The 21,308-nt window shown below is 37.3% G+C and carries 18 protein-coding genes; 7 read left to right on the top strand and 11 right to left on the bottom strand.

Annotated features, from left to right (window positions below):
* Nucleotides 1-71 precede the first annotated feature (71 nt).
* Nucleotides 72-2,306 carry a TonB-dependent receptor gene (locus ACH63V_RS10795; protein WP_396463497.1) on the top strand — a complete coding sequence of 745 codons (2,235 nt, stop codon included), beginning with the start codon at nucleotides 72-74 and terminating at the stop codon, nucleotides 2,304-2,306.
* A gap of 65 nt (nucleotides 2,307-2,371) precedes the next feature.
* On the opposite strand, the gene ACH63V_RS10790 is transcribed toward ACH63V_RS10795, so the two are convergent.
* Both ACH63V_RS10790 and ACH63V_RS10785 read right to left on the bottom strand, forming a co-directional pair.
* Nucleotides 2,372-2,926: a TetR/AcrR family transcriptional regulator gene (locus tag ACH63V_RS10790; RefSeq protein WP_396463496.1), complete on the bottom strand. Its 555-nt coding sequence runs from the start codon at nucleotides 2,924-2,926 to the stop codon at nucleotides 2,372-2,374.
* 923 nt (nucleotides 2,927-3,849) lie between these two features.
* Nucleotides 3,850-4,188 (bottom strand): hypothetical protein, encoded by a 339-nt coding sequence (locus ACH63V_RS10785; protein WP_343568135.1) that lies wholly within the window; start codon nucleotides 4,186-4,188, stop codon nucleotides 3,850-3,852.
* A 1,149-nt stretch (nucleotides 4,189-5,337) separates the two neighbouring features.
* Between ACH63V_RS10785 and ACH63V_RS10780 the strand changes: the two genes are divergently transcribed.
* From ACH63V_RS10780 to ACH63V_RS10770, 3 genes are all read left to right on the top strand, one after another.
* Entirely contained in the window at nucleotides 5,338-6,168 is an 831-nt protein-coding gene (locus ACH63V_RS10780; protein WP_311070571.1) for a sugar phosphate isomerase/epimerase family protein, read from the top strand.
* Nucleotides 6,169-6,241: 73 nt separating this feature from the next.
* Nucleotides 6,242-6,859, top strand: coding sequence for a LysE family translocator (locus ACH63V_RS10775; RefSeq protein ID WP_009392922.1), 618 nt, complete (start codon nucleotides 6,242-6,244; stop codon nucleotides 6,857-6,859).
* Nucleotides 6,860-7,106: 247 nt separating this feature from the next.
* Complete coding sequence (locus ACH63V_RS10770) at nucleotides 7,107-7,592, top strand: Lrp/AsnC family transcriptional regulator (protein WP_031944247.1); 486 nt, start codon at nucleotides 7,107-7,109, stop codon at nucleotides 7,590-7,592.
* A gap of 28 nt (nucleotides 7,593-7,620) precedes the next feature.
* On the opposite strand, the gene ACH63V_RS10765 is transcribed toward ACH63V_RS10770, so the two are convergent.
* From ACH63V_RS10765 to pepN, 9 genes are all read right to left on the bottom strand, one after another.
* Nucleotides 7,621-8,178: a chorismate mutase gene (locus tag ACH63V_RS10765; RefSeq protein WP_396463495.1), complete on the bottom strand. Its 558-nt coding sequence runs from the start codon at nucleotides 8,176-8,178 to the stop codon at nucleotides 7,621-7,623.
* Nucleotides 8,179-8,256: 78 nt separating this feature from the next.
* On the bottom strand, nucleotides 8,257-8,940 hold the full coding sequence (locus ACH63V_RS10760; protein WP_396463494.1) for an SDR family NAD(P)-dependent oxidoreductase: 684 nt from the start codon (nucleotides 8,938-8,940) through the stop codon (nucleotides 8,257-8,259).
* Nucleotides 8,941-8,949: 9 nt separating this feature from the next.
* Nucleotides 8,950-9,711 carry an SDR family NAD(P)-dependent oxidoreductase gene (locus tag ACH63V_RS10755; RefSeq protein WP_240061564.1) on the bottom strand — a complete coding sequence of 254 codons (762 nt, stop codon included), beginning with the start codon at nucleotides 9,709-9,711 and terminating at the stop codon, nucleotides 8,950-8,952.
* A gap of 7 nt (nucleotides 9,712-9,718) precedes the next feature.
* Nucleotides 9,719-10,405 (bottom strand): glutathione S-transferase family protein, encoded by a 687-nt coding sequence (locus tag ACH63V_RS10750; protein ID WP_396463493.1) that lies wholly within the window; start codon nucleotides 10,403-10,405, stop codon nucleotides 9,719-9,721.
* A gap of 229 nt (nucleotides 10,406-10,634) precedes the next feature.
* Entirely contained in the window at nucleotides 10,635-11,657 is a 1,023-nt protein-coding gene (locus tag ACH63V_RS10745; RefSeq protein WP_396463492.1) for a spore coat U domain-containing protein, read from the bottom strand.
* A complete protein-coding gene (locus ACH63V_RS10740) occupies nucleotides 11,648-14,107 on the bottom strand; it encodes a fimbria/pilus outer membrane usher protein (protein ID WP_396463491.1) in 2,460 nt (819 codons plus the stop codon). Before ACH63V_RS10740 ends, ACH63V_RS10745 begins: the two co-directional genes overlap by 10 nt.
* A 9-nt stretch (nucleotides 14,108-14,116) precedes the next feature.
* On the bottom strand, nucleotides 14,117-14,821 hold the full coding sequence (locus ACH63V_RS10735) for a molecular chaperone (RefSeq protein ID WP_263613991.1): 705 nt from the start codon (nucleotides 14,819-14,821) through the stop codon (nucleotides 14,117-14,119).
* Between the two features lie 75 nt (nucleotides 14,822-14,896).
* Entirely contained in the window at nucleotides 14,897-15,433 is a 537-nt protein-coding gene (locus tag ACH63V_RS10730) for a spore coat U domain-containing protein (RefSeq protein ID WP_311070552.1), read from the bottom strand.
* 502 nt (nucleotides 15,434-15,935) lie between these two features.
* Nucleotides 15,936-18,542, bottom strand: a complete 2,607-nt coding sequence (gene pepN / locus ACH63V_RS10725) for an aminopeptidase N (RefSeq protein ID WP_396463490.1) — start codon at nucleotides 18,540-18,542, stop codon at nucleotides 15,936-15,938.
* 319 nt (nucleotides 18,543-18,861) lie between these two features.
* On the opposite strand from pepN, the gene ACH63V_RS10720 reads away from it, so the two are divergent.
* The 3 genes from ACH63V_RS10720 (at nucleotide 18,862) to thiM (ending at nucleotide 21,286) form a co-directional block, all read left to right on the top strand.
* Nucleotides 18,862-19,119, top strand: a complete 258-nt coding sequence (locus ACH63V_RS10720) for a hypothetical protein (RefSeq protein WP_004700972.1) — start codon at nucleotides 18,862-18,864, stop codon at nucleotides 19,117-19,119.
* 151 nt (nucleotides 19,120-19,270) lie between these two features.
* Nucleotides 19,271-20,428, top strand: a complete 1,158-nt coding sequence (locus ACH63V_RS10715; RefSeq protein WP_396463489.1) for a hypothetical protein — start codon at nucleotides 19,271-19,273, stop codon at nucleotides 20,426-20,428.
* Nucleotides 20,429-20,458: 30 nt separating this feature from the next.
* Nucleotides 20,459-21,286, top strand: coding sequence for a hydroxyethylthiazole kinase (thiM, locus tag ACH63V_RS10710; protein WP_077169296.1), 828 nt, complete (start codon nucleotides 20,459-20,461; stop codon nucleotides 21,284-21,286).
* The last annotated feature ends 22 nt before the right edge of the window (nucleotides 21,287-21,308 follow it).

Below are 21,308 nucleotides of genomic sequence, written 5' to 3'. Positions count from 1 at the left end.
AATAATATTGTTAATTACAATGATTCTCATTTATAATTCGCTCAATTTAAAATCACTCTCAGGGCGAGACAATGGCAAATAAGAAAAGTAATAAACTTTTTACAAGAAAGTCTGAAGTTAAAAATATCATTCCTCTTCTTTCACTTGGAGGAGCCATTATTCTTTCAAACTCAGCATTTGCAGCTTCACCTGCTGATACCACAGAAACAGAAAAAAAGCCTGAAGCCCTTCCTACCATTACCATTACCGCTTCACGTGCAGATGAACTCTCTACCTCTGCCAAGCAAGTCACCAAGCTCGATGAAAAACAAATTGAACTTTTGAAAAATGGATCGTCTGGCAACATTGCGACTGTTTTAGCCAAAGCCGTACCGGGCCTATCGGACTCAAGCCGAACCATTACCGATTATGGTCAAACTTTACGTGGCCGTAATGCGCTTATTTTGGTCGATGGCGTACCAATGAACCTCACTCGTGATACAGCGAGAGGACTTTCAGCCATTGACCCCGAAAGTATTGCCAACATTGAAGTGATTCGTGGTAGTAACGCAATTTATGGTGGCGGTGCTGCGGGCGGTATTATTTCAATTACTACGAAAGCTGCGGGCGGTGAGCCTACAGCTAAAACGGTCGTTGGGCTTCAAACACCCCTCACAAATTTCCGTTCAAATGCTTTAAGTGGCGATATTCACCAGTATTTTACGGGCAGTTTTAACGCCTTTGATTATGCGCTCGACTTCGGTTATCAACGTATTGGTAGCCCCTACGATGCAAGTGGTGACCGTGTTGCACCAGAACCAAGCCAAGGCGACCTTTACGACTCAAATGGTTATAGCATTGGCGGTAAGCTGGGTTACCACATTGATGACAACCAATACCTCCAGTTTGCTGCAAACTACTATAATGCCGAGCAAGACTCAGATTATGCATCTGACCCAAGTGTTAAAAAAGCTCCTGCTGGAACTGTGCCAGCCAAAGCCATTAAAGGCTTAAAGCTCAAAGACCAAAATAAAAACGAAAACCAGATCTACAATTTAACCTATAACCATAAAGACTTTTTTGGTAATAAGGTTGATGCTCAAATTTATTACCGCGATTTCTTTACCCGTTTTTCACCGTTTGATGCCCGTGCAAATGCCAACCGTGGTAAACAAGTCGACCAGATTTATCAAGAAAATAATGTACTCGGTAGCCGCTTAACGGTGACCACTCCCCTTGAGTTTTTAGGTGATACATCTTTAGTTTGGGGTGGTGACTTTAGCCGCGAAAAAAGCGAAATGCCTTTAGATATTTTTGATCAAAAAATTTATGATCAATCGGGCGGCTTAGAGTTTGTAAAAATCGGCAAACTCATTTATTTACCTGAACTCACCACACAAAGTGTTGGTGGTTTTGTACAGCTAAAACATCGCTTTAATGACCAATGGTCAGCAGAAGCTGGCACACGCTATGAAGACAGCTATGCCCAAATTGATAGCTTTGTTCCATTATCACAATTAGGCAAAACCAACCCTTACACGGTTCCGGGTGGAAAAGTAAAAGCTGATGCATGGTTGTACAATGCTAATGTGACTTTCTCACCAAACGACCAGCACTCGATCTATGCATCGTTTAACCAGGGTTTCCAGTTACCTGATGTCGGTTTAATTATTCGTAATGCTGGTGAAGGTTTTAACCTTGGTTCATCATTCTTAGAGCCTGTAAAAGTTGATAACTACGAACTCGGCTGGAAAGGTAACTTTAATAACTTCTCGTCAAGCTTAGCTGTATTCCACTCTACTTCTGACTTGGGTGCTGTTCAATCATTCAATAATGGTTTAGTTCTAGCCCGAACCAAAGAGAAAGTTACTGGGGTTGAAGCAACACTTGATTATCTTGATGATGCAAATGTGTGGGGAACTGGCGGTAGTGTTACGTGGATGAAAGGCCGTGAAAAACCGCAAAACGGTGCTGAACAAGACATGACGGGCTTCCGTATTCCACCATTAAAACTCACAGGTTATATTTCTTATAGCCCAACTGAAACTTGGACAAACCGTCTACAAGCAACTTACTTCGGTTCAGAAGATTACCGTTTAGATGGCAAGAACAGTTTTGGTCGCTACGATGTAAAATCTTATACCACAGCAGATTTAATCAGTAGTTTTGCGCTTAACAAGAAAGACACCATGACCATTGGCCTAGAAAACATGTTTAACCGCAAGTACTACCCGCTTTATAGCCAATTATTAAGAACGAACGATAACACCAGCCACTTAGTTGCAAATGGTATAACGCTTAAAGTGACTTATAGCCATAAGTGGTAAGAACTTTGGTTAGCCCCAAATACAGTAAAAGCCCCAACCTCGGGGCTTTTATTTTTAGAGCATTTCTATAAAAACATCGCTATAACATATTCGAATTGTTTGTCCCGCTCATCTACATCGTTATGACTGAGCCTTTGAATAATAGTTCCTTCAATTATATGCAGGAGTAATTTGGCATCATGAAATGAAGCATCAGCTTTTAGTAATCTAAGCTGGCTATAGATTTCATTAATCAACCAAGTTCTATATTTAATGGCGACTTGATAAGCGTTTGAATAAGTATTTTTGGTTTCAAAAATGGCTTTAAATAACAAGTAGTACAGCCCTTCTAAATCAGTATGTAAGTCATAAAGTGTTTTGAGTTTACCCGTCACGCTTGAGTTGTAGTCGTACTCGACCATTGCCGTGACTTTGTCTTGAAGCCGCTCTTTTTGTACGAGTAGGCAGATTTCGATAAACCGCGCTTTGGACTGAAAGTGATGATAAAAAGTCATTTTTGTAATTTCAGACTCTTTGATAATTCTATCAACGCCCACTAAGTGAAAGCCGTGATGGTGAAATAAATGAATTGCATGATTCACAACTTTTAAAGCACGTGTAGAAAGTACTAAAGGTGGCATATTTGTACCGTTTAAAATAATTTTTTGTTGTATATAAAAGAGATAGAAATGCCGTCACTCTTAAATTGAGCGCTAAAAACAGGCATACAAAAGCAGCACAACAAAGGTGTGCTCGCCTATCTCGGGTTTATTGTTGCTATGATTTTTGAATCGTAACGATTCTTAGGGTGCAGAAAACCTAGAGTCGATTAAACCGTTTTATAGACTGTTTAAATGGTATGGGCAGAGAGACTTTGGCAAAGGCCAATAAATGAGAAGAAATAGTACGCATTAGCGAACTCCTTTGGCTATAAAGAAGCTTCACCATATTACTGTCAAATAATGGTGGTGAAACGAGAGAAGGTTGACAGACTGATAGCCAAAAGATCAGCACACCCGAAGGTGTCCCCCTCCCGTTCCACCGCAGAGGGGGCACGCAGGGATGCCCACAAAAAAGAGAGACTTTTTCGTGTGCGTTGGCTATCCGACCTGTCAAAGTCGACTGGCAATGTAGGCCAGCAGGCAAAGGATAATCGGAGAGATTTAGGGTGTCAATGTGATATTGGCTAGAAAATGGATAAATAATTTTTTGTTTTTCATTAGATTAGATTCATTAATCTATTGAATAGAATATATTATATTTGCTTAACGCACTTTAACTTATAAATATGAATACGATCTCAGCTACTCTTTTATATAAATATATGAGTGAATGAAGGCAGGTTGACAGACCAATCATCTAGAACTGGCACGCACGAAGCGTCCCACCTCCATTCTACCGCAGAGAATAATAAGAGAGATTTTAAGTGTCAATGTAATATTGGATGGATTCTTAATAATTATTCTCTGATTTAAGTGTTAGTTATATACTGTGATACACCGATAAAATGAATAATAAAATCCATTTTATCGGCTTGCCTACAGAGGCTTTTTAAGATTCCATTTTATTTTCTAATATAGTTTGGAAACTCTTTTAAAACCGTGCTACATAATTGGCCTTTCATATCTTCACGTTTGCGTGCTTCAAATTGGTCCATACCTAATCTCATAACTTCTCTACCATACTTTTCACCTAGTTCATGTTTGGTACATTTTTCAGATTCATGAACTAATTCTTGTGAAGTATAGTGATAATTACAATCAAGTTGAGCACGGCTTAAAAAACCATGTAGTTGTACTGTTCTCTCGCAAGTTGTTCGCTGTAGATAAGTTTTAGGCTCTTGAGCAGCATAAACTGATGAACCTACCAATAAAGTGAAAGCTGTTACTAAAAAATTACGCATTATTTCCCCGATAAAATTATTAAAAGTATAAGTGGCAATGTTGCGGGTGTATTAAATAATAATTGTTTATAAGTGTCTATTAATAATAAGAAAGTTAGATAAATCCTCTTATCTTTTGAATATTTCATCACCTTATTAAAATTATGGAATTAAGTTTAATAAATGGAATTGGTCTTAATCAAATAGATGACATTAGATTTGTTTTATGTCCGTCTTTAAACATTAGTAAAGAATGTGCTCTTATTATTTTCAATAAAGCGGATTGAGAGCAACTTTGAAGTTTCCATGTTTAGACTAAAGAAACAAACCTTTGAATATAAAAAAAGCTCTTTAAGTAACAAGAGCTTTTTTATCATTTCGACAATTTTACTGATTATCGATACTTTTTATTACCACTTGGCGTAATACAGTAAGTCCCTCCACGAGGCCCAACACAATTATTTGACCCACTACAAGGACATTCGGAAGAACTATTACTAGAAGAGCTACTACTAGAACTCCCATAGCTACTTCGTCCGTGGGATAATTTACTTTTTGAAGAGTAATGATGACTACTAGATGAATAACTATGGCTACTAAATGATCTTCCTCCGCCACGACCTCCCCGTGCCTCGGCCTGAGTTAAAAATATTATCTGTAATAAAACTAATATAGATAAGAAAATAATTCTCATATTCACCCCTAAAAAATAAAAACTCATATTAATTTATGGCCAAATTTTAAACTACAGTTTAATAATTCAACTTTGGTAGATCATATAATATTTGTTTTTATGAATACAATTTAAACTAACAGATAACTTGAAGTTCTATTAGTTCATTAATTATACAAATAATTTTTTGTAATCTAATGCCACCTATAAGGAATTATTTTAAAATCCAAATATGATAATTAATGACAAATTATATTAAAATATACAATGTTTTTAATATAATTTAGTATGACTAAAGAATAATAAAAATGGAAAAATCCAAATATTTTGATCATTTGTGCAATATACGGCCCTGTCCATATAGAGATTTATATGCCTTATAAAAATTCGACTTTAGTCTGATGTTTTTATAACAGAATAAAAATAAGATGGCGGCTGGGTAGACAGTGAATAAATAATTATACCCAGAATATCTTTAATAAATCAGGAACATAACAATGACTTCGCCTTTAATGAATAATTATCTTAACTTTGCATCTGGAATTGCACATCAGCAGTATTTACCAGCTGAAGAAGGGATTGTTAAGGCATATAATGATGGTTGTACTCACTGGTATGTAGATGGAAGTCTACATGGAGAAATGGTTCCAGATTGGTCTTCTGAACGAATTGAAAATCTAAATAACTTAATAAAAAAATATAATGTTCAACCTATTTTCCATGGTAATTTTAAAGCCCCATTAGGTAGCGATGTAGATTATTTACGTGAAGCTGCTGTGGCATATGTTAAACAAGAAATTGATATTGCCGCAAAGATTGGTGCACCTTTAGTGATTCATGGCGGCGGTATTGTTGAACCTAAAAAAATTGTCCTCGCAAAACAAAAAGCTCTAGATAACTATATTTTGTCTATTAAAGAACTCGCTGAATATGCGGCTGAAAAATCAGTTGATATTTATTTAGAGAATTTATCAAACTATAAACATTATCGTCCGTTCCATTATGTCTTTACCCATATGGAAGAGTACGATTATGTTTTCAACAAAATTGATCATAAAAATGTCTATTTCTTTTTAGATGCAGGCCATGCAAATGTGGGTGAAGGTGACCCTATTGCTGTTGTAGAAAAATACCACCAAAAAATTAAGGGTATTTCTTTTAGCAATAACAATGGTGAGCAAGATCAACACTTTAGTATTGGTCGCGGTACTGTAAACTATTCTGATTTTATCGAGACTATTAATCGAAATAATTGGAAAGGTCTTGTTGCCTTTGAGGTGAGAGACAAAAGTACTTTAGATTCAGTTAAAGAATTGGCAAGCGCATAAAATTAAAAGCCTTCTGAGGAACATCAGAAGGCTTTTTAAATATAAATAATTCATTTTTAAAAGGATATATTAAGTGAGTGGTTTACTAGTTTTCATAACAATTGCCTTTCTTACATTATCAAGCCCAGGGCCTGGTGTCTTATTTACAGTGACAAATTCAATAAATTACGGTGTCCGTACCGCATTATTTGGCATTATTGGCTTAATTATTGGTATGTTTGTTATTGCAGTCATTTCGGCTAGTGGCGTTGGTTTAATTATTACTAGTAATCCCACTATTTTTACTGTTTTAAAATTTATAGGTGCATTCTATTTAATGTACCTAGGCTATAAGAACTTTGTAAAAACATCCCCTTCTCAAGACTTATTAGATACCGAGACAAGTGAAAAAACGGTTAGAAAGTCCAAATTATTTTATCAAGGTTTATTCGCTTCTCTTCTAAACCCTAAAACTATTGTTTTCTTTATTGCTCTTTTTCCACAATTTATTGATATAAAAGAAAAAATAATAAATCAATTTTTAGTATTATCTTTAACCTTTTGCCTGATCGGATTTTTAATCCATCTGGTCTATGCTAATTTTTCCTCAATCTTTAAAGAAAAAATGCTATCTGGAAATAACTTTGCCAGATTAAATAAAATCAGTGGTTGTATATTTTTTATTCTCGCTGTTTTATTAATTGTTCAATAAGTAAACTTACGTTTTTGTCTTAATATCAATTCTTTATTAGATCCGCAAAGAGCACTGTTTAGTCACCCTTACTGAAACAGTGCTCTTTGCTTCATCACAACTCCTATCCAGTAGAGTTCGATGCATAGAAATAGTGTATGGCTGTCGTCCTCAAAATGTTTACTGTATTTTCAGTTTTTTTAAATGATCTCAGCATAAAAATCACGTATATTAAAAATTAACAGAAGAATCTTCTTTGGTTTATATTTTGAACAGCACAGAATACACACTAGATCGCATAGATCGGAAAATATTATCTGCCCTTCGTGGAAATGGACGCTTAACGGTTGCGCAGCTCGCTGAAGAAGTTGGGCTTTCATCTTCACCCTGCTGGACTCGACTCAAGCGTTTAGAAAGCCTAAAAATTATTGAAGGTTATACGGTAAACGTAAACCCAAAAGCGATTGGCATTCACGAGTTATTCTTTATTGAAATTACGCTAGAACGCCACGACGACGAAATGCTAGAAAACTTTAGTGAAGCTTTGGCAGACATTCCTGAAGTAGTCGAGGCACATTTAGTTACGGGTGACTATGACTACTTGGTGAAAGTGGCCGTAAAAGATGCCGAACACTACGAACGCTTTTTACGTAAAAAGCTCTATTCGATTAAAGGTATTCGGCATACGCGTTCAACCTTTGCCTTACGACCACTTAAATCTGCCAATACTGCCGACTTAATGTTGATTGAATAATTGAGTTATATAAGCCGCTTTAGGTGCTTCATTGTTTTAATTTGATTTTATTCAATGTTACACATAAAGCCTTTTTGTCAGCTTCTTTAAGTTGAGGGTGCTGAACTGGCCACATATAGCTACAACCGTGCGGCGCCTTGTTATTATTTTTCTTGAGTTCATAGGCAATATTTTTTAGAAGCTCCGTATTTAAAGAACTAATTTTTAAACGCACTTCGCTTAAGTCCTGAGGCTTCCAATTGGTTTCAGGGCTAGACAACCAGTCCGCTCTATATCGGTATTGAATAGCTTTCGCTACATTCATTTGTGTCACTATAAACGGCTTTACTGTTTCACTGTTCAGTCCAAAAGATTCGGCCTCAGAAAGTGATTGGTCAAGTACTTTCTTTTCTTGAGTTAAGTCTTCAATCGGTAAATGCTGCTCTGCTTTATAGCCTGCGACATCTTTCATATAAGATAAGCGCTCGTTAACTAAACGCGCTGTTTGATCATATTGATATGCTTGTGCCAGTGAAGAAAAGCACATCAAAGCTGCCACTGTAGTCGCTACCTTAACCGTTTGCTGAGCATTCTTAATATTTAACATTTGAGTACCTATCGAAATTATTGTTGTGCTGTTATTCCAAAGCAGTACTCTATTTTAAGAACAATCGAAAGTAAAATCTCACGATACACTGAGCTCTTGGCTCCATGCAGAATCGGATTGGTGATAGATGTGCTGACATACTTGTTTAACAGATGAAATAAAGTGCGGGTTTTGTCCATCCCATTTTTCCACCATGCAATACGTGACATGTATACCTTTGGGCTGAAACTCTCTTGCCAACGACTGCGATAATGCTCGAATACTCGCAAACATACTTTGACTTAATACATCGTGGTGAGCCGAATGATGAGATGGCGCTCCAAGAAAAATAACTGTACCCCGCTGCTGCTTTAACATGGGTTTAAGTACTAACTGCGACACGCTCACAGCACTTAAACCTGTGGTCTGCCAACTGTGTTCAATTTCTTCTAAAGATAAAGCTTCAATATTTGGTGCAGATGAAAAATTTGGCTGAAACACGCATAACTCAATGGTATGACGATGCTCTGTTATATATTTCAGCAGATTTTTTAAATGCTTAGTTTTTATCAAGTTTAAGCGCACACTTGTCATGCCATCATTTACGAAACTTACTTGTATGTTCTGAACAGTAGAATCATGTATGACTTGATAAACATGTAATGGAGCTTGATGGTTTTTATCTAAAATTACAAAGTCATGGCCCAGTAGGTCTATATCATGACCAGCAACCACTACACAGCCCTGCTTTTTTTGAAACTTCTGAAATATTGTTTTTAGCATAAGAGTCCCTCAAAATTTTTCTTGGTATGGGCGTAAATCTAACTCATGTGTCCAGAGCTCAGGGCTTTGCAGGTAAAGCATCCAATAGTTTTCTGCTATTGCATCAAGATTAAGTCCACCCGTTCCACGTGTAAGACGTGCTAAACGACCTAGACCAAATAAAGCTTTATTAATTCTGTCACCATTTACCATTCCATCAATAATGACATGAGCAATATGAATGCCTTGTGTTTTATATATTTGAGCTAGATTTAATGCATAAGCTCGCAACGCAGATTTACCCATCGTAAAAGCAGCAAAAAAGGGTTTTCCGCGCAAAGAGGCACTCGCTCCCGTAAAAATAAGCGTACCGTGATTTTGTTCTTTAAAAATTTTTAGGCAGCTTTGAGAAACCAAATAAGCCGATAAAAATGTGGATTGCCACATATCATTAAAAAACGATAGCGGGCTGCGTAAAAAAATTGAGGGAATATTTCCCCCAACATTATGAATAACAGCAGTAATACGTTCGTTTTGACTAGTAACGGTGTCAAATAGGGCCTGAACTTGATGTATATCTTCGGCATCCAAACGAAATGCGACAGCTTCACCACCCTTTGCATGGATTTCGGCAGCGACTGCTTCAATTTTCTGGAAAGTTCGCCCAGCAACGTAAACTTTTAAGCCTTCTTTTGCAAAACGATGACAAACGGCGGCCCCAATCCCCTGTGAAGCCCCGACACCAATAACAACTGCACAATCTCGTGTTTTATCCGGTGTTGCTAATGACATAGTCGTTTCACCCTGTTTGTTTTTTATACCATAAAGCAATAAACGGACGATTCAAAATTTCTTTACTAAACTTTTTACTTGTTCGAACGACTTCACCAAGTTGAGCAACCACGGTAATGTCTGCAATCGACTGGTTATCTCCAACCAACCATTCACTTTGTGATAAAACCTGCTCAATACGGTCTAAGTGTTTAATAAACTCTGCTTCAACATCTTCAGCTTTCATTCGGCCCAAGCCCTGAAAGAAAAGCTGTGTTTTTAATTCGGCTAAAATAAAAGCTTTCACCATTGGCTTTTCATATGCTGGCCGACCAATGCTACTAATACGGATGGCTTCCTCTAAAGCCTCCGAATCATTTACCCTTAAATACACTTCATAAAAATAAAGAGACTCATCTGCCCAGTCTTCCCATAGTTCGGCAAGTGCTTTTTGATTTGGATCTGCGGGATAAAGTCGTGGTGTATCTGGATAGGCTTCATCTAAGTAACGAGCAATACGAGTACTGTCTTGTATACGTTGTCCTTTATGGTCAATAACGGGCACTTTGCCCACTTTACTTAGCAAAGGAACTTTGGCACCAAGAATGCCGTTATAGTTTACTGTATCAAATGAGATTCCCTTAAATTTCAAAGCTCTTGCAATTTTTTGACAAAATGGAGAAATTTCCCACTGGTGCAAAATAATATCCGACATTTGTTCACCTTTATTTTTAATTGCCTGTTTTACTTACTAGTTCTTTTTTAGAACTAATCAATAAATATACAGAATACCTTTTTAAGTCAAACCATTTTTGATGACCTTCAAGTTTTAAAAGCTAAGAATTATTTGATTTTTATTATTTATATTTTAGCAATTTCTAACCAATACAATTTGAATTATAAGAAGCTCTGTCATAAAAGAGCTTCCTATATAGATTTGACAATTAATAAGTCACTGTAACAACAACACTATCAGAGTAGCTACCAGGTCTACTTGCAATCGTAGTACCTTGCGGAATTTTTCCATAAACTGTAGTGGTTTGAGCATTACCTGTTCCAGTGCCAGATACTCCTCCCGTTCCCCCAACGCTATTCACTCCACCCGTAGCATCCCACACCGAACTATAAGCAGCATCTTTGTATAACTGATAGGGAATAAACTCATTATTACTATTAGCCATACGCCTGAACCCTCCGCTTATACGGTTATTGCCATCCCCTAAATAAATCGAATATGGCGTTCCAGAGTTACATGTCGTATTTACAGCACCTTGAGTCGTGTAGTCACGCTTAGTAATACCAATATCATTGATATTGCCAAAATCGACATTTGACGTTGAGTTTAATTGACAAAGCGTCGGTACCACAAAGTTCGCTGTTAGCGTTACATTTCCAGAGTCCCAGCTGAGTAAATCACCTAAACATAACACCGCTAGAAGATCCATATCCCAAAAGAGTTGAACCGTAGCGGTATAGGTTCCTTGAGGATAGGCAATTAATGATCCTGTTCGCGCTGGTACTTTCACATTTACCGAGTAACTAAGAATATTATTTGAAGCGACAGTTACCACTGGACCATACCAAACATTGGAAGTTTGGTTAGTGGTAGAGGAACCGGCTCCACCAACAGTTGCAGTGACTGTATACGGTAACGATACGCTATTATTTGTAGTGGTTGCTCCTGTAAATACTGTCTTCATACACATAAACGGAGAGATTTGAGGTATTAGTCCTCCATTCGTGCAAGTAATTGTTCCTGAAAAGTTTACAGTTGCATCACTATTAATATTTGCTGCCGTGTAAGTAAACGTATTATTGGTCGTTCCAGCTACCGTACAGGCAGCATGCGTTGGACTCAAAAACGCATAAACGAGATAAAGTAAGCAAATGCCTATAAAGTATTTTAAAGATAAGTAAATTTTTTTATAGCTCTCTATTTGAGCCTTATTCATAATATTTAATGACATATATAAGGTCCCAATTTCTTAGTTGAGTACTGATTACTGTTATAAGTGAAGTCAACTTGGCATGAACCATGATCGAGAAGATCTACTTCAAGTTTGTTTTGTTTTAATAAGTTTGGAACGAATACTTCACCATCGTAGCCCACTATTGCATCTTGCTGCCCATTAATTCGAACGCTATAACCCGGCTTTAACGGTGAGTCGTTTTTATCAACGACTTTGACTAAGCCTGAAACGACCTGATGTGCACCAAAGTCAACTAAGGTTCCTTGGCGGTAACCTACTACTGTTTTTTGATCTGTAGATTTAACATTCCAATTTAAAGGTAAATAAGATGGATCTAAATAAATATGGTTCTCTCTATAGGGCATGAGACTAGGAATGAGGAATCTTCCAGACTTATCAGTTGTTCCTAGATTTATTCCACCATTGATAATCTGGCTTTGCGGTCCGGCATTGGTAACAACAGCATAACCATCTCCGATTTCATTGGCCGCAAAGACGCGTCCTGCTGCTGCAACAAGTGATCCAGTCGCTGAAAGTGCAACTTGGTCATTGTCTCCAATTCGGTTATAACGACCTGTTAGGTACGCAGCTCGTGCGCGATAAGAACCATAGATCGATGCATTATTGTTATGTGTATCCTGATCCCGCTCAACATATCCTCCCCATCCAAATGAATCAATTTGTGGTTCCGATAGAACAAATACTTCTTGTCGATAAGTCAATCTGCCACTATCACTAGATACGCTAGAAATAGCATTCACTCTGGTAGATGGTGTATAGCGCAGGGCAAAGTAAATGCCATAGTCCTTATGGTTTTCATAGTCTTTATAAGCTGAACTATAAAAGCCCCAATTCTTGTTCAGACTTCCGCTTAAGTTAGCAGATAGCAACTTATAGGAGTTATCACTGTATTTGATCTGGTTATAGCCGACATAAATGCTATAGCCCGGATAAAAGTTATAGTTAATCCCTGCCCTAATAATCTCATCTGCCAGTGCACTGTAGCTCAAATAATTTTGTGGTTCAGAAGTAATCTGGTTTTCTTTTAAATATCGAATTTGAGACACACGGGCCAAGTCAAAATAGTTATCAAATACTTTGCGGTAACTGGTATTAAACGAAATATTCTTGCTAATACGCCCTTCTAAACCAAACAAGGCAGAATAGCCGTTCTCATCCTTATACTGGCTTGCTGCAATGTCGGCATTAATCACTCCAACACCAAAAACATTCTTGGCAAAACCTGTGCCTAGATTCGACAGGCCATCTGTTGAAGCCTCCGCACCACCACTTAAAGTGAGTGAGTTACTGTAGCCATAGCGAATCGCGCCCGAAGCAAAGGTGGCATCATCATAATCGTTTGAATACAGCCCATAGTTATAGCGTGGAACCCCAACATCGACTGAAAACTCATTTATACCTTTTGCCAAAATCTTCGATGAAAAATAGTAAGGTTTTTTGGTAATGCTTTGCTGACCTGTGGCATCGGTGGTCACCAGCGTGACTTCATTTCCTGAAATAAACGGGAGCTGCTTAATGTCAAATGGGCCTGAAGGAACAAGGCCTGAATAAATCTTTTGCTGGTTAACGTATAAGTCTAGTGTTGAAGGTAACGCCGCCGAACCAGAAAATTGTGGTAATGCCGAAGTAACAATATCACCACGCTGGGTATAGGCACTCGACCATTGCAAACCAGCCAGACGCACACTACTCCCCCAGTCAGAGCTATTGGAAATAAAGTCACCTAGGGTATATATTCTGACTTTTTCAGGGTCTACATATTGCCATTTACTTTCCAGACGTACCCACTTTTCATGGCTATAGCTCGTTTCATTACTACCGTTATATAAAATGCCTGATGAAAAGTTACCGATGGCACTATTAAAAATACCTTCAGCCGAACCAGAGAAAATACTCTCATCATTAGTTATGGTGTGATACAGGCTGTAGTTCAGGAGTGCAGCATTTAAGGGTTTCATTTTTAGCAGACTGGAGCTAGTGGTCTGTTGACCAGTTAAATCAACTGAGTAACCCATTAACATGTTTGACGGAACTTGTAAGTTCAGAGACTGCTCATTTTCTAAGTACTTAAACTGGATTCCTTTAAGTTCGTTAAGACATACCCATTGGCTATCAGGGATATGTTCATCCATTTTCACTCTTAGCGTTTTTAAGTCACCAGAACGAATATATAACTTTCCATCTTTAGATTGTTTTACGGAAAACAAATCTTCAGAAGTATTTGAATTAATAGAAATATTTAAAAATAGCTGAGTAAAATCATGTTCTTGCTGCTGTCCATTCGTCTTTTCATGCATATATTTATTATTACTTCCTATAGACTTAGGAACACTAGGAACTGCAGTATTTGTATGATCTAGTAACTGTTCAGCAAAAGAATACGTTGGAAAATACGCAACACATAAGACACCTATAATATATTTCATATAAGCCTCTTAAAGTGTAGTTTTCTTACCATTAACTGTCAGAGAAATGCTATATTTATGATTGGGCTGATATGTAAAATTATTAACTGAATAGCTTCGTGCTTGGTTTGCAAGAATGTAGCCATTCACGGTATTCACTTTAATCGGATAACTTTTATTTTCGGTGTTATCTATAAGTGTTAAGTCATTTAAAAGTGCATGTCGGTTTCCAATATTTCTAATATTTAAAAAAGCTTCCTTTTGATGAGTATCAATTTTCCAATTCAGTTGAGTAATCGCATCTTTATTGACTACAAATACAGGTAATGACGAACGAAGTAATACATTTACACCTTGAGAAGCTTTACGGCTATCAACTGGTTTTGGTAATTCGTCAATAATAATACGATAAGTTTTTTCACCAGAAATTGGTTCCGGATTAATTCGGACTACCCGTAAATTATAAGACTCGCTAGGCTTTAACTTTAAAAAAGGTGGGCTAATAGTGATTTCATCTGTAGGTGTTAATTGATCTTGTCCATTATTTTGAGTCCATTCAAATATACGTGCCTGTAAATCAGCACTTTCATTTGACTGATTATATAGACTAATTGAAGAAGCTTTTTGATGACTTAAAATTTCTACACTTACTGGTGAAAGGCGGATTGTAGCGGCGTGAATAGTGCTAGATAAAGATAAGAATAATCCCGTAATAATAAAAATATTTTTTTTCATGTTTTACTCAAATATATATCTTTTTAATATATTAGCCCTTTCAAAAGGGCTAACAGCTTTTCTAATTTATACAACTTAATAAGTTACCGTTATTGTTACCGTATCAACATAACTACCCGCACTCGGCAGTGCTGAGCCAGCAGGAAGACGACCATATACATTCACTGTTTGTACTGCACCACTACCTGTTCCGCTATAAGCGGTTGTTGCTATACCAATTGCAGTGGCACGTCCTGTATCCGAATACAGGTTATAAGGGATATATTCATTACTTGCTGCCCCACCAATCATGCGTCGTTGGGTTGATAAAACATTTTGACCACCATCAAACGACAAAGTCCATGGCACAGTATTGTTACAAAGAACTTTAATTGAAGTACCACCTGTAGTTGAGGTATCTGCATCAACATTACTAGTGAGAGAACTCAAAGTACCAAAGTCCAAAACCGCATTTGTTGTAGTACCTGTTGCAGAGGTATTAAGGACACAACTATTTGTTACTGTTGCCTTAACAGTTAATGTCCCCGTCGCTGTAGCGGCATTTGCTGCGTTCAGGGAAAATAACCCTACAGCTATTGCCGATAAATAAAAAAAAGTCTTTTTCATGGCCAAAACCTTTTAAATTAAATTGTCGAATTAATAGATATAAAAAAATTAACTCTTATTCTTACAATCATTTTTTATTTGACTGCTCTTTTAAAGCTTATTTTTTATCCTATTTTAAATATCATACATAAAAATAATTAAAATGCATAAACTTGTTATTATTTTTATTTCTATTTAATAAAATATAGTTACTTAAAGTTACTCCACAAAGATAAAAATCAACATTAACAAATCATAAGCATTTGATTTAAATTAATTTAACCATTCTATCAAAAAATTTATTGATAAAAATTTAAGTAAATGTGTCATTTCTTGTTTTCCGGTAATTAATCACAAAAAAATAGCTTTTGTATGCAATGCTTCAACTTAAAATTAAATTGATTTATTCTTTAATATATTTAAAAAATACATTTAATATAAATTAATAAAGGACATAATTTAAAGAAATATAAAATAAGGGTAAAAATAAAGGCCTCATACGAGGCCTTTATTAAGTATATTTAAATAATTAAACGCTTAACATACTATTTAAAGTTTCAGAAACGTTTTTAGATTTCACTTTAGGCTGCAATGCCTCTAAAGCTTGTTGTACTTGAGTGCGCTGAGGCTCTGCAAGTGTGTACCAACGTGACAATACCTGTAATAGGCGTGAACCTAAAATCGGGTTCTTCTCATCAAGATATTGTGCAAGATTAATAAAGTGCGCTACACCAAAGCTCCAAGTATTTTCAGGGTTATTTGACAAGCCCCCACTTACGGCGCGAATACGGTTTGGCGTCGTGAGGTCATAATCAGGATGTTGAGTGAGATATTCAATCGTCTCAACAGTGGCATTTGGATTTGCTGCCTGAATCATAAACCATTGATCTAAAGACAATGCTTCATCTTTAAAGCGGTCATAGAAATCAGCTAGGGCATCTTGAGCTTGAGGTGCATTTTGCCAAACCAATACACGTAACGCACCTAAACGTTCAGACATATTGCCTGTGTTTTGGTATTGCACATGTGCTAATTCAAATGCAGTTTGGTCGCCCTGACGAGCCATCATCATCAGCATAATATTTTTTAATGCACGTACACCCATCGCTAAAGAAAATTCTTTTTGTTGGTCTGGGTCAAGGGTAAGGTAAGTATCTTTCCAGAATGAACCTAACTCTTGTGCTAATCGATTCAGCAAGGCCTCACGTTTTACATGAACATCGGCTGGTGCATAGTTCTGATCGATACGACTACCTAAATAACCTTCACTTGGTACATCAAACAAACGTGATGCTAAAAGTGGGTCGCGGCCAACCAACTCAGGTAAAGTGCTTTGAATTGCTTGAATGTACGCATCGGCAGAATGGTCTTCTAACAAAATACGCTCAAGTAAGGTTTGAGTTGCTTGCCACTGGTTAAAACCATTCGTTTCGTGTTGAATTAAGAAAGCTAATTCTGCATCGGTATAGTCAAATACAAGATTTACAGGCGCAGAGAAATTACGGAGTAACGAAACAACTGGCTGTTCAGTCACGCCTGTAAACTCAATGGTTGCCTCGTCTTGATCAAACAAGTACACGCCATCTTTAACATCATTTACGAATAAGCTGTCACTGTGCAATGTATATTGCTCGCCTGTTTTAGCATTAAATAGCGCTAAAGCCACAGGAATCGGAACAGCTTTTAAATTTGGATATTTAGGATGAGCTTTCAGGCTTTGTTTAAAACTTAAACGGTAAGTTTGTGCTGCTGCATCGTACTCACCTTTTGCTTCAAGCTTTGGTGTACCCGGTTGGTTATACCAAGTTAAAAATGCAGATAAATCGACACCCGAACCTGCTGATAATGCAGCAACCCAGTCTTCTACAGTTACGGCTTGTCCGTCATGACGGCGAAAGTATTCGTCTGTTCCCTTACGGTATTTTTCTTTACCAAGTAAGGTCGACATCATGCGGTTAATTTCCGCACCTTTTTCATAGACTGTCGCTGTATAGAAGTTATTAATTTCTACAAAGTGGTCTGGACGTGGTGGATGCGACAAAGGACCTGCGTCTTCAGGGAATTGGTGTGATTTAAGTACAGCAACGTCATCAATACGTTGAACCGCAGCAGATTGTAAGTCTTCCGAGAAAGACTGATCGCGGAATACCGTTAAACCTTCTTTTAAACACAGTTGGAACCAGTCACGGCAAGTAATACGGTTCCCTGTCCAGTTATGGAAATATTCATGGGCAATCACCGACTGTACACGCATAATCGCTGCATCAGTCGTGTATTCTTCATCGGCAAGTACACATGAGGTATTAAAGATGTTTAAACCTTTATTTTCCATTGCACCCATGTTGAACTGGCTCACCGCAACAATCATATAGTTGTCGAGGTCATACGCACGGCCGTAGTGTTCTTCATCCCAACGCATTGAATGCTTTAAAGCTTCCATTGCGATATGGCATTTTGGAATGTCTTTCTCAATGGCATAGATTTCTAAAGCGACATCACGTCCTTCCGAAGTCGTATAGCGGTCTTTCAATACAGCTAAATCACCAATCACACAAGCGAACAAATAGCTTGGCTTTTTAGTTGGATCTTGCCAAATCGCAAAATGGCGGTTTTCACCCGCTTCACCTGTTTCAAGCAGGTTACCATTAGCAAGTAATACGGGGTATTTTTTGTCTGCTTCTACACGAGTCGTAAAGACTGAAAGTACGTCTGGACGGTCTGGATAGAAGGTAATTTTGCGGAAGCCTTCAGGCTCGTTTTGAGTTACAAACAAATCGCCAGCTTTATATAAACCTTCAAGCTGAGTATTGGTTTCCGGATGAATAATCACTTGAGTCTGTAAAATGACTTCATCTGGTGCATTAGTGATCACCAATTGTTCACTATCGAGTGAATATTGTGCAGGAGTAAGCTCTTGACCATTGAGCTGAATAGATTGCAACTCAAGATCACGGCCTAACAGCACCAAGTCTCCAGCAGTTTGACGCTTCATGACTAAAGTTGAATCAACAATTGTTTTATCGTCATAGACTTGAATATCAAGATTAATGGATTCAACCAAGAACGAAGGTTTTTGATAATCTTTTAAATAAACTGTTTGATCTGCCTGAACTGGAGGCTGTGCCGCAATATTCATCTTTATTCCTTATATACTTTTCGGAAACCGTAGTACGAATTTTATGAACTTGATCATACACATTCATACATACTGTGTTTGTTTACCTTTATAAAATTAATGGGACTTCATTTATACATTTCAAATTAGAATTTGGTTTTATTAGCACAGATTAGACCAAAATTACGATAATCGTTGTTTATATAATCAATCTATACAATAAAAATAAAACTCCTTTCGCTTTTAACATTTTTTAGGAGCTACTTACATTTTGGGCATGGTTCTTGCCTTAACTAATATACCATTATAAGTATTTCAATTAGAACAAGAGGTAGCCACTATGGAATTAAAAACTTATTTACATCGCTTAGAAAATATTAAAGCTATTCATGATCTAGACGCAGCAGGACTCGACCATCATGTGATCGCCGTGTTTTTAACTGCCGAAGGTATTTCAATGACTGCTCAGGAGGTAACCACTATCGTTAATACTTATGACGCATTAGGTAAAGTGAAATTACCAAGCAAAAAAGTACAGGCACTTATCAATGCTAAAAAACTTGGACAACATGATGAGAGCTTGCCGTGCCCTGTTTAATCTTAACTTTTAACCCCTTATGAAAACCTAAAATCAAAATAAAGATTTTAGGTTTTCTATTTTTGCACCAAACAAAAATACAATCTCAGCTATCGGCAATGCGGCTGTGTATAATAGGTCAATCATGATTGATTTAAGTGTTCGGAGCGAAATGGCCTTACAAATTCTACAGAAACAGCTAGATGAAAGTAGCCATTGCCCACTCTGCCAAGCTTCAATGTATTGGGTAGATGCCGAACAATTTGAGCAAGACATTCAGTTTCATGAATGCGGTCATTGCCAGCACCGTGTATTTAAAGACACAAAAATGACGTGCCATTGTGACCAATGCACTAAACAAAGAAAAAAGCTTTTACAGCAAACCCGCCTCCAAGAACAACGCCAGTTTAAGTCAAAAGACCAACCTCAGCGCAGTCTGGAACAACTCAGTTTTTTAAATAAACTTTTTCTGCTTAGCCTGCTCGATGATTATGCACGTGACGATGTTGCGCATGACGAATACATTCACTGGGACCAAATAAAATATCAGCCTATTACACCCAACTGGATGTTCCAAAACCATCTCATTAAACAGCTTCATAAAGATGGGATTTTAAATGCACAGGATCAATCGGATGAGCCACAGTGCTTTTATTTAAACATTCGTTTAGATGGCTATAGTGACCCAAGCTTATTTAGTGTAGCCCAGCAATTACGCCACTGGTTTTATGAAAACTTAAGTCTTGGTATTCCGTTCCGTAGTGCCGATGAAGTGAAAGATGTCTTGTTTCAGGTGCTCTATCAAGAAATTATCCAGTTTATGCAGTTCTACTGCCGAACATGGGGTATTCAAATTGCAGGTAGCTCTAACTTTCAAACTTTTTGCTATCGTTTAATGGACTCATTGGCCATTGGTCAAATTTATTATTTGATTCAAACCGCGCTTGAATATCTTTATAAGCAAAAAGCTCTACAGCCACGTAATGAAAAGTTTATTAATACTAATTTATTAAAGAAAACTTTAGAACAATATCGGGAAAGAGCTTTAGCTGAAAAGTGGGAAACTTCGATGTTGCCACGTCCGTACAATATTCCTTACAGTAAAATGAGCCACATTTTGTTTAACCGCTTTTTAGGTTATGACGAGCAAATTTTTGTACAACCTGTATGGAAAGCATGGCGAAAAATTGAACCTCGGTTAAACTTTTACTCAGTTAAACGCTGTATGCATTGTGGTTCAAATGATTTAAGTGTTGATTATGATGCAGCAGATTATGTTTCTTTGATTTGCGAAAGATGTAAGCATCAAGATCACTATTTTACCCGTTAAATGTTATCTCTGGCTTATAAGGATAATCAGATGACTTCAACATCAAACCTCATTGAACAGGTGATTGAAGCTTGGCAAAACATGCAGGCAAAAGCGCCTCTTGTACAATGCATCACCAATAGTGTTGCAGCCAACTATACAGCCAATGTATTACTGGCTTCCGGTGCCTCACCTGCCATGATTGATAATCCTTATGAAGCAGAAAGCTTTACCAAGATCTCATCAGCTTTAAGCATTAATTTGGGGACACCTACTTCAGAACAAATGCGAGCCATGCAAATCTCTGCCAAAACAGCACAGCTTAGCAATGTTCCTTGGGTACTTGATCCAGTCGGTTATGGACCAATTTTAGCTTGGCGCAGTCAAATGACAGACGAGCTTTTGCAGTTCAAGCCAAGCGTTATTCGTGGTAATGCCTCAGAAATCAGTACCCTTGCAGGCAAACAAGTTCAATCTAAAGGTGTAGATAGCACTTTAAGTAGTGATCAAGCCTATCAGCAAGCTGTTTCTCTCTTAACACATGCAAGCTGTATCGCTATTTCGGGCGAATCAGATTATATATTGTCTAATGAAATAGATGCTGTGATTCAAGTGAACGGCGGAAGTCCTTTACAACCTAAAATTACCGCAACTGGCTGTGCTTTGGGTGCATTAATTGCCGCATATAGTGCTGTGACAACACCAACCATTGCTGCTCTTTCAGCTCATGTTCATTTTGCAATTGCGGGTAAACTTGCAGCAAATCAGGCACAAACTATGGGAAGCTTTAGTAGCATCTTTATGGATTATATCCATATGTTAGATGACAACCTGATTGAACAGTATGCAGATATCAAACTTTTAAACATACAGGCATAACCTAAGTTATACCTGTATCATC

This window comes from Acinetobacter sp. ABJ-A23_2, assembly GCF_044538765.1.
GTDB lineage: Bacteria > Pseudomonadota > Gammaproteobacteria > Pseudomonadales > Moraxellaceae > Acinetobacter > Acinetobacter nosocomialis_A.
Note: the sequence above shows the minus strand (reverse complement) of the source record. Positions and strands in the feature narration are given on the sequence as shown.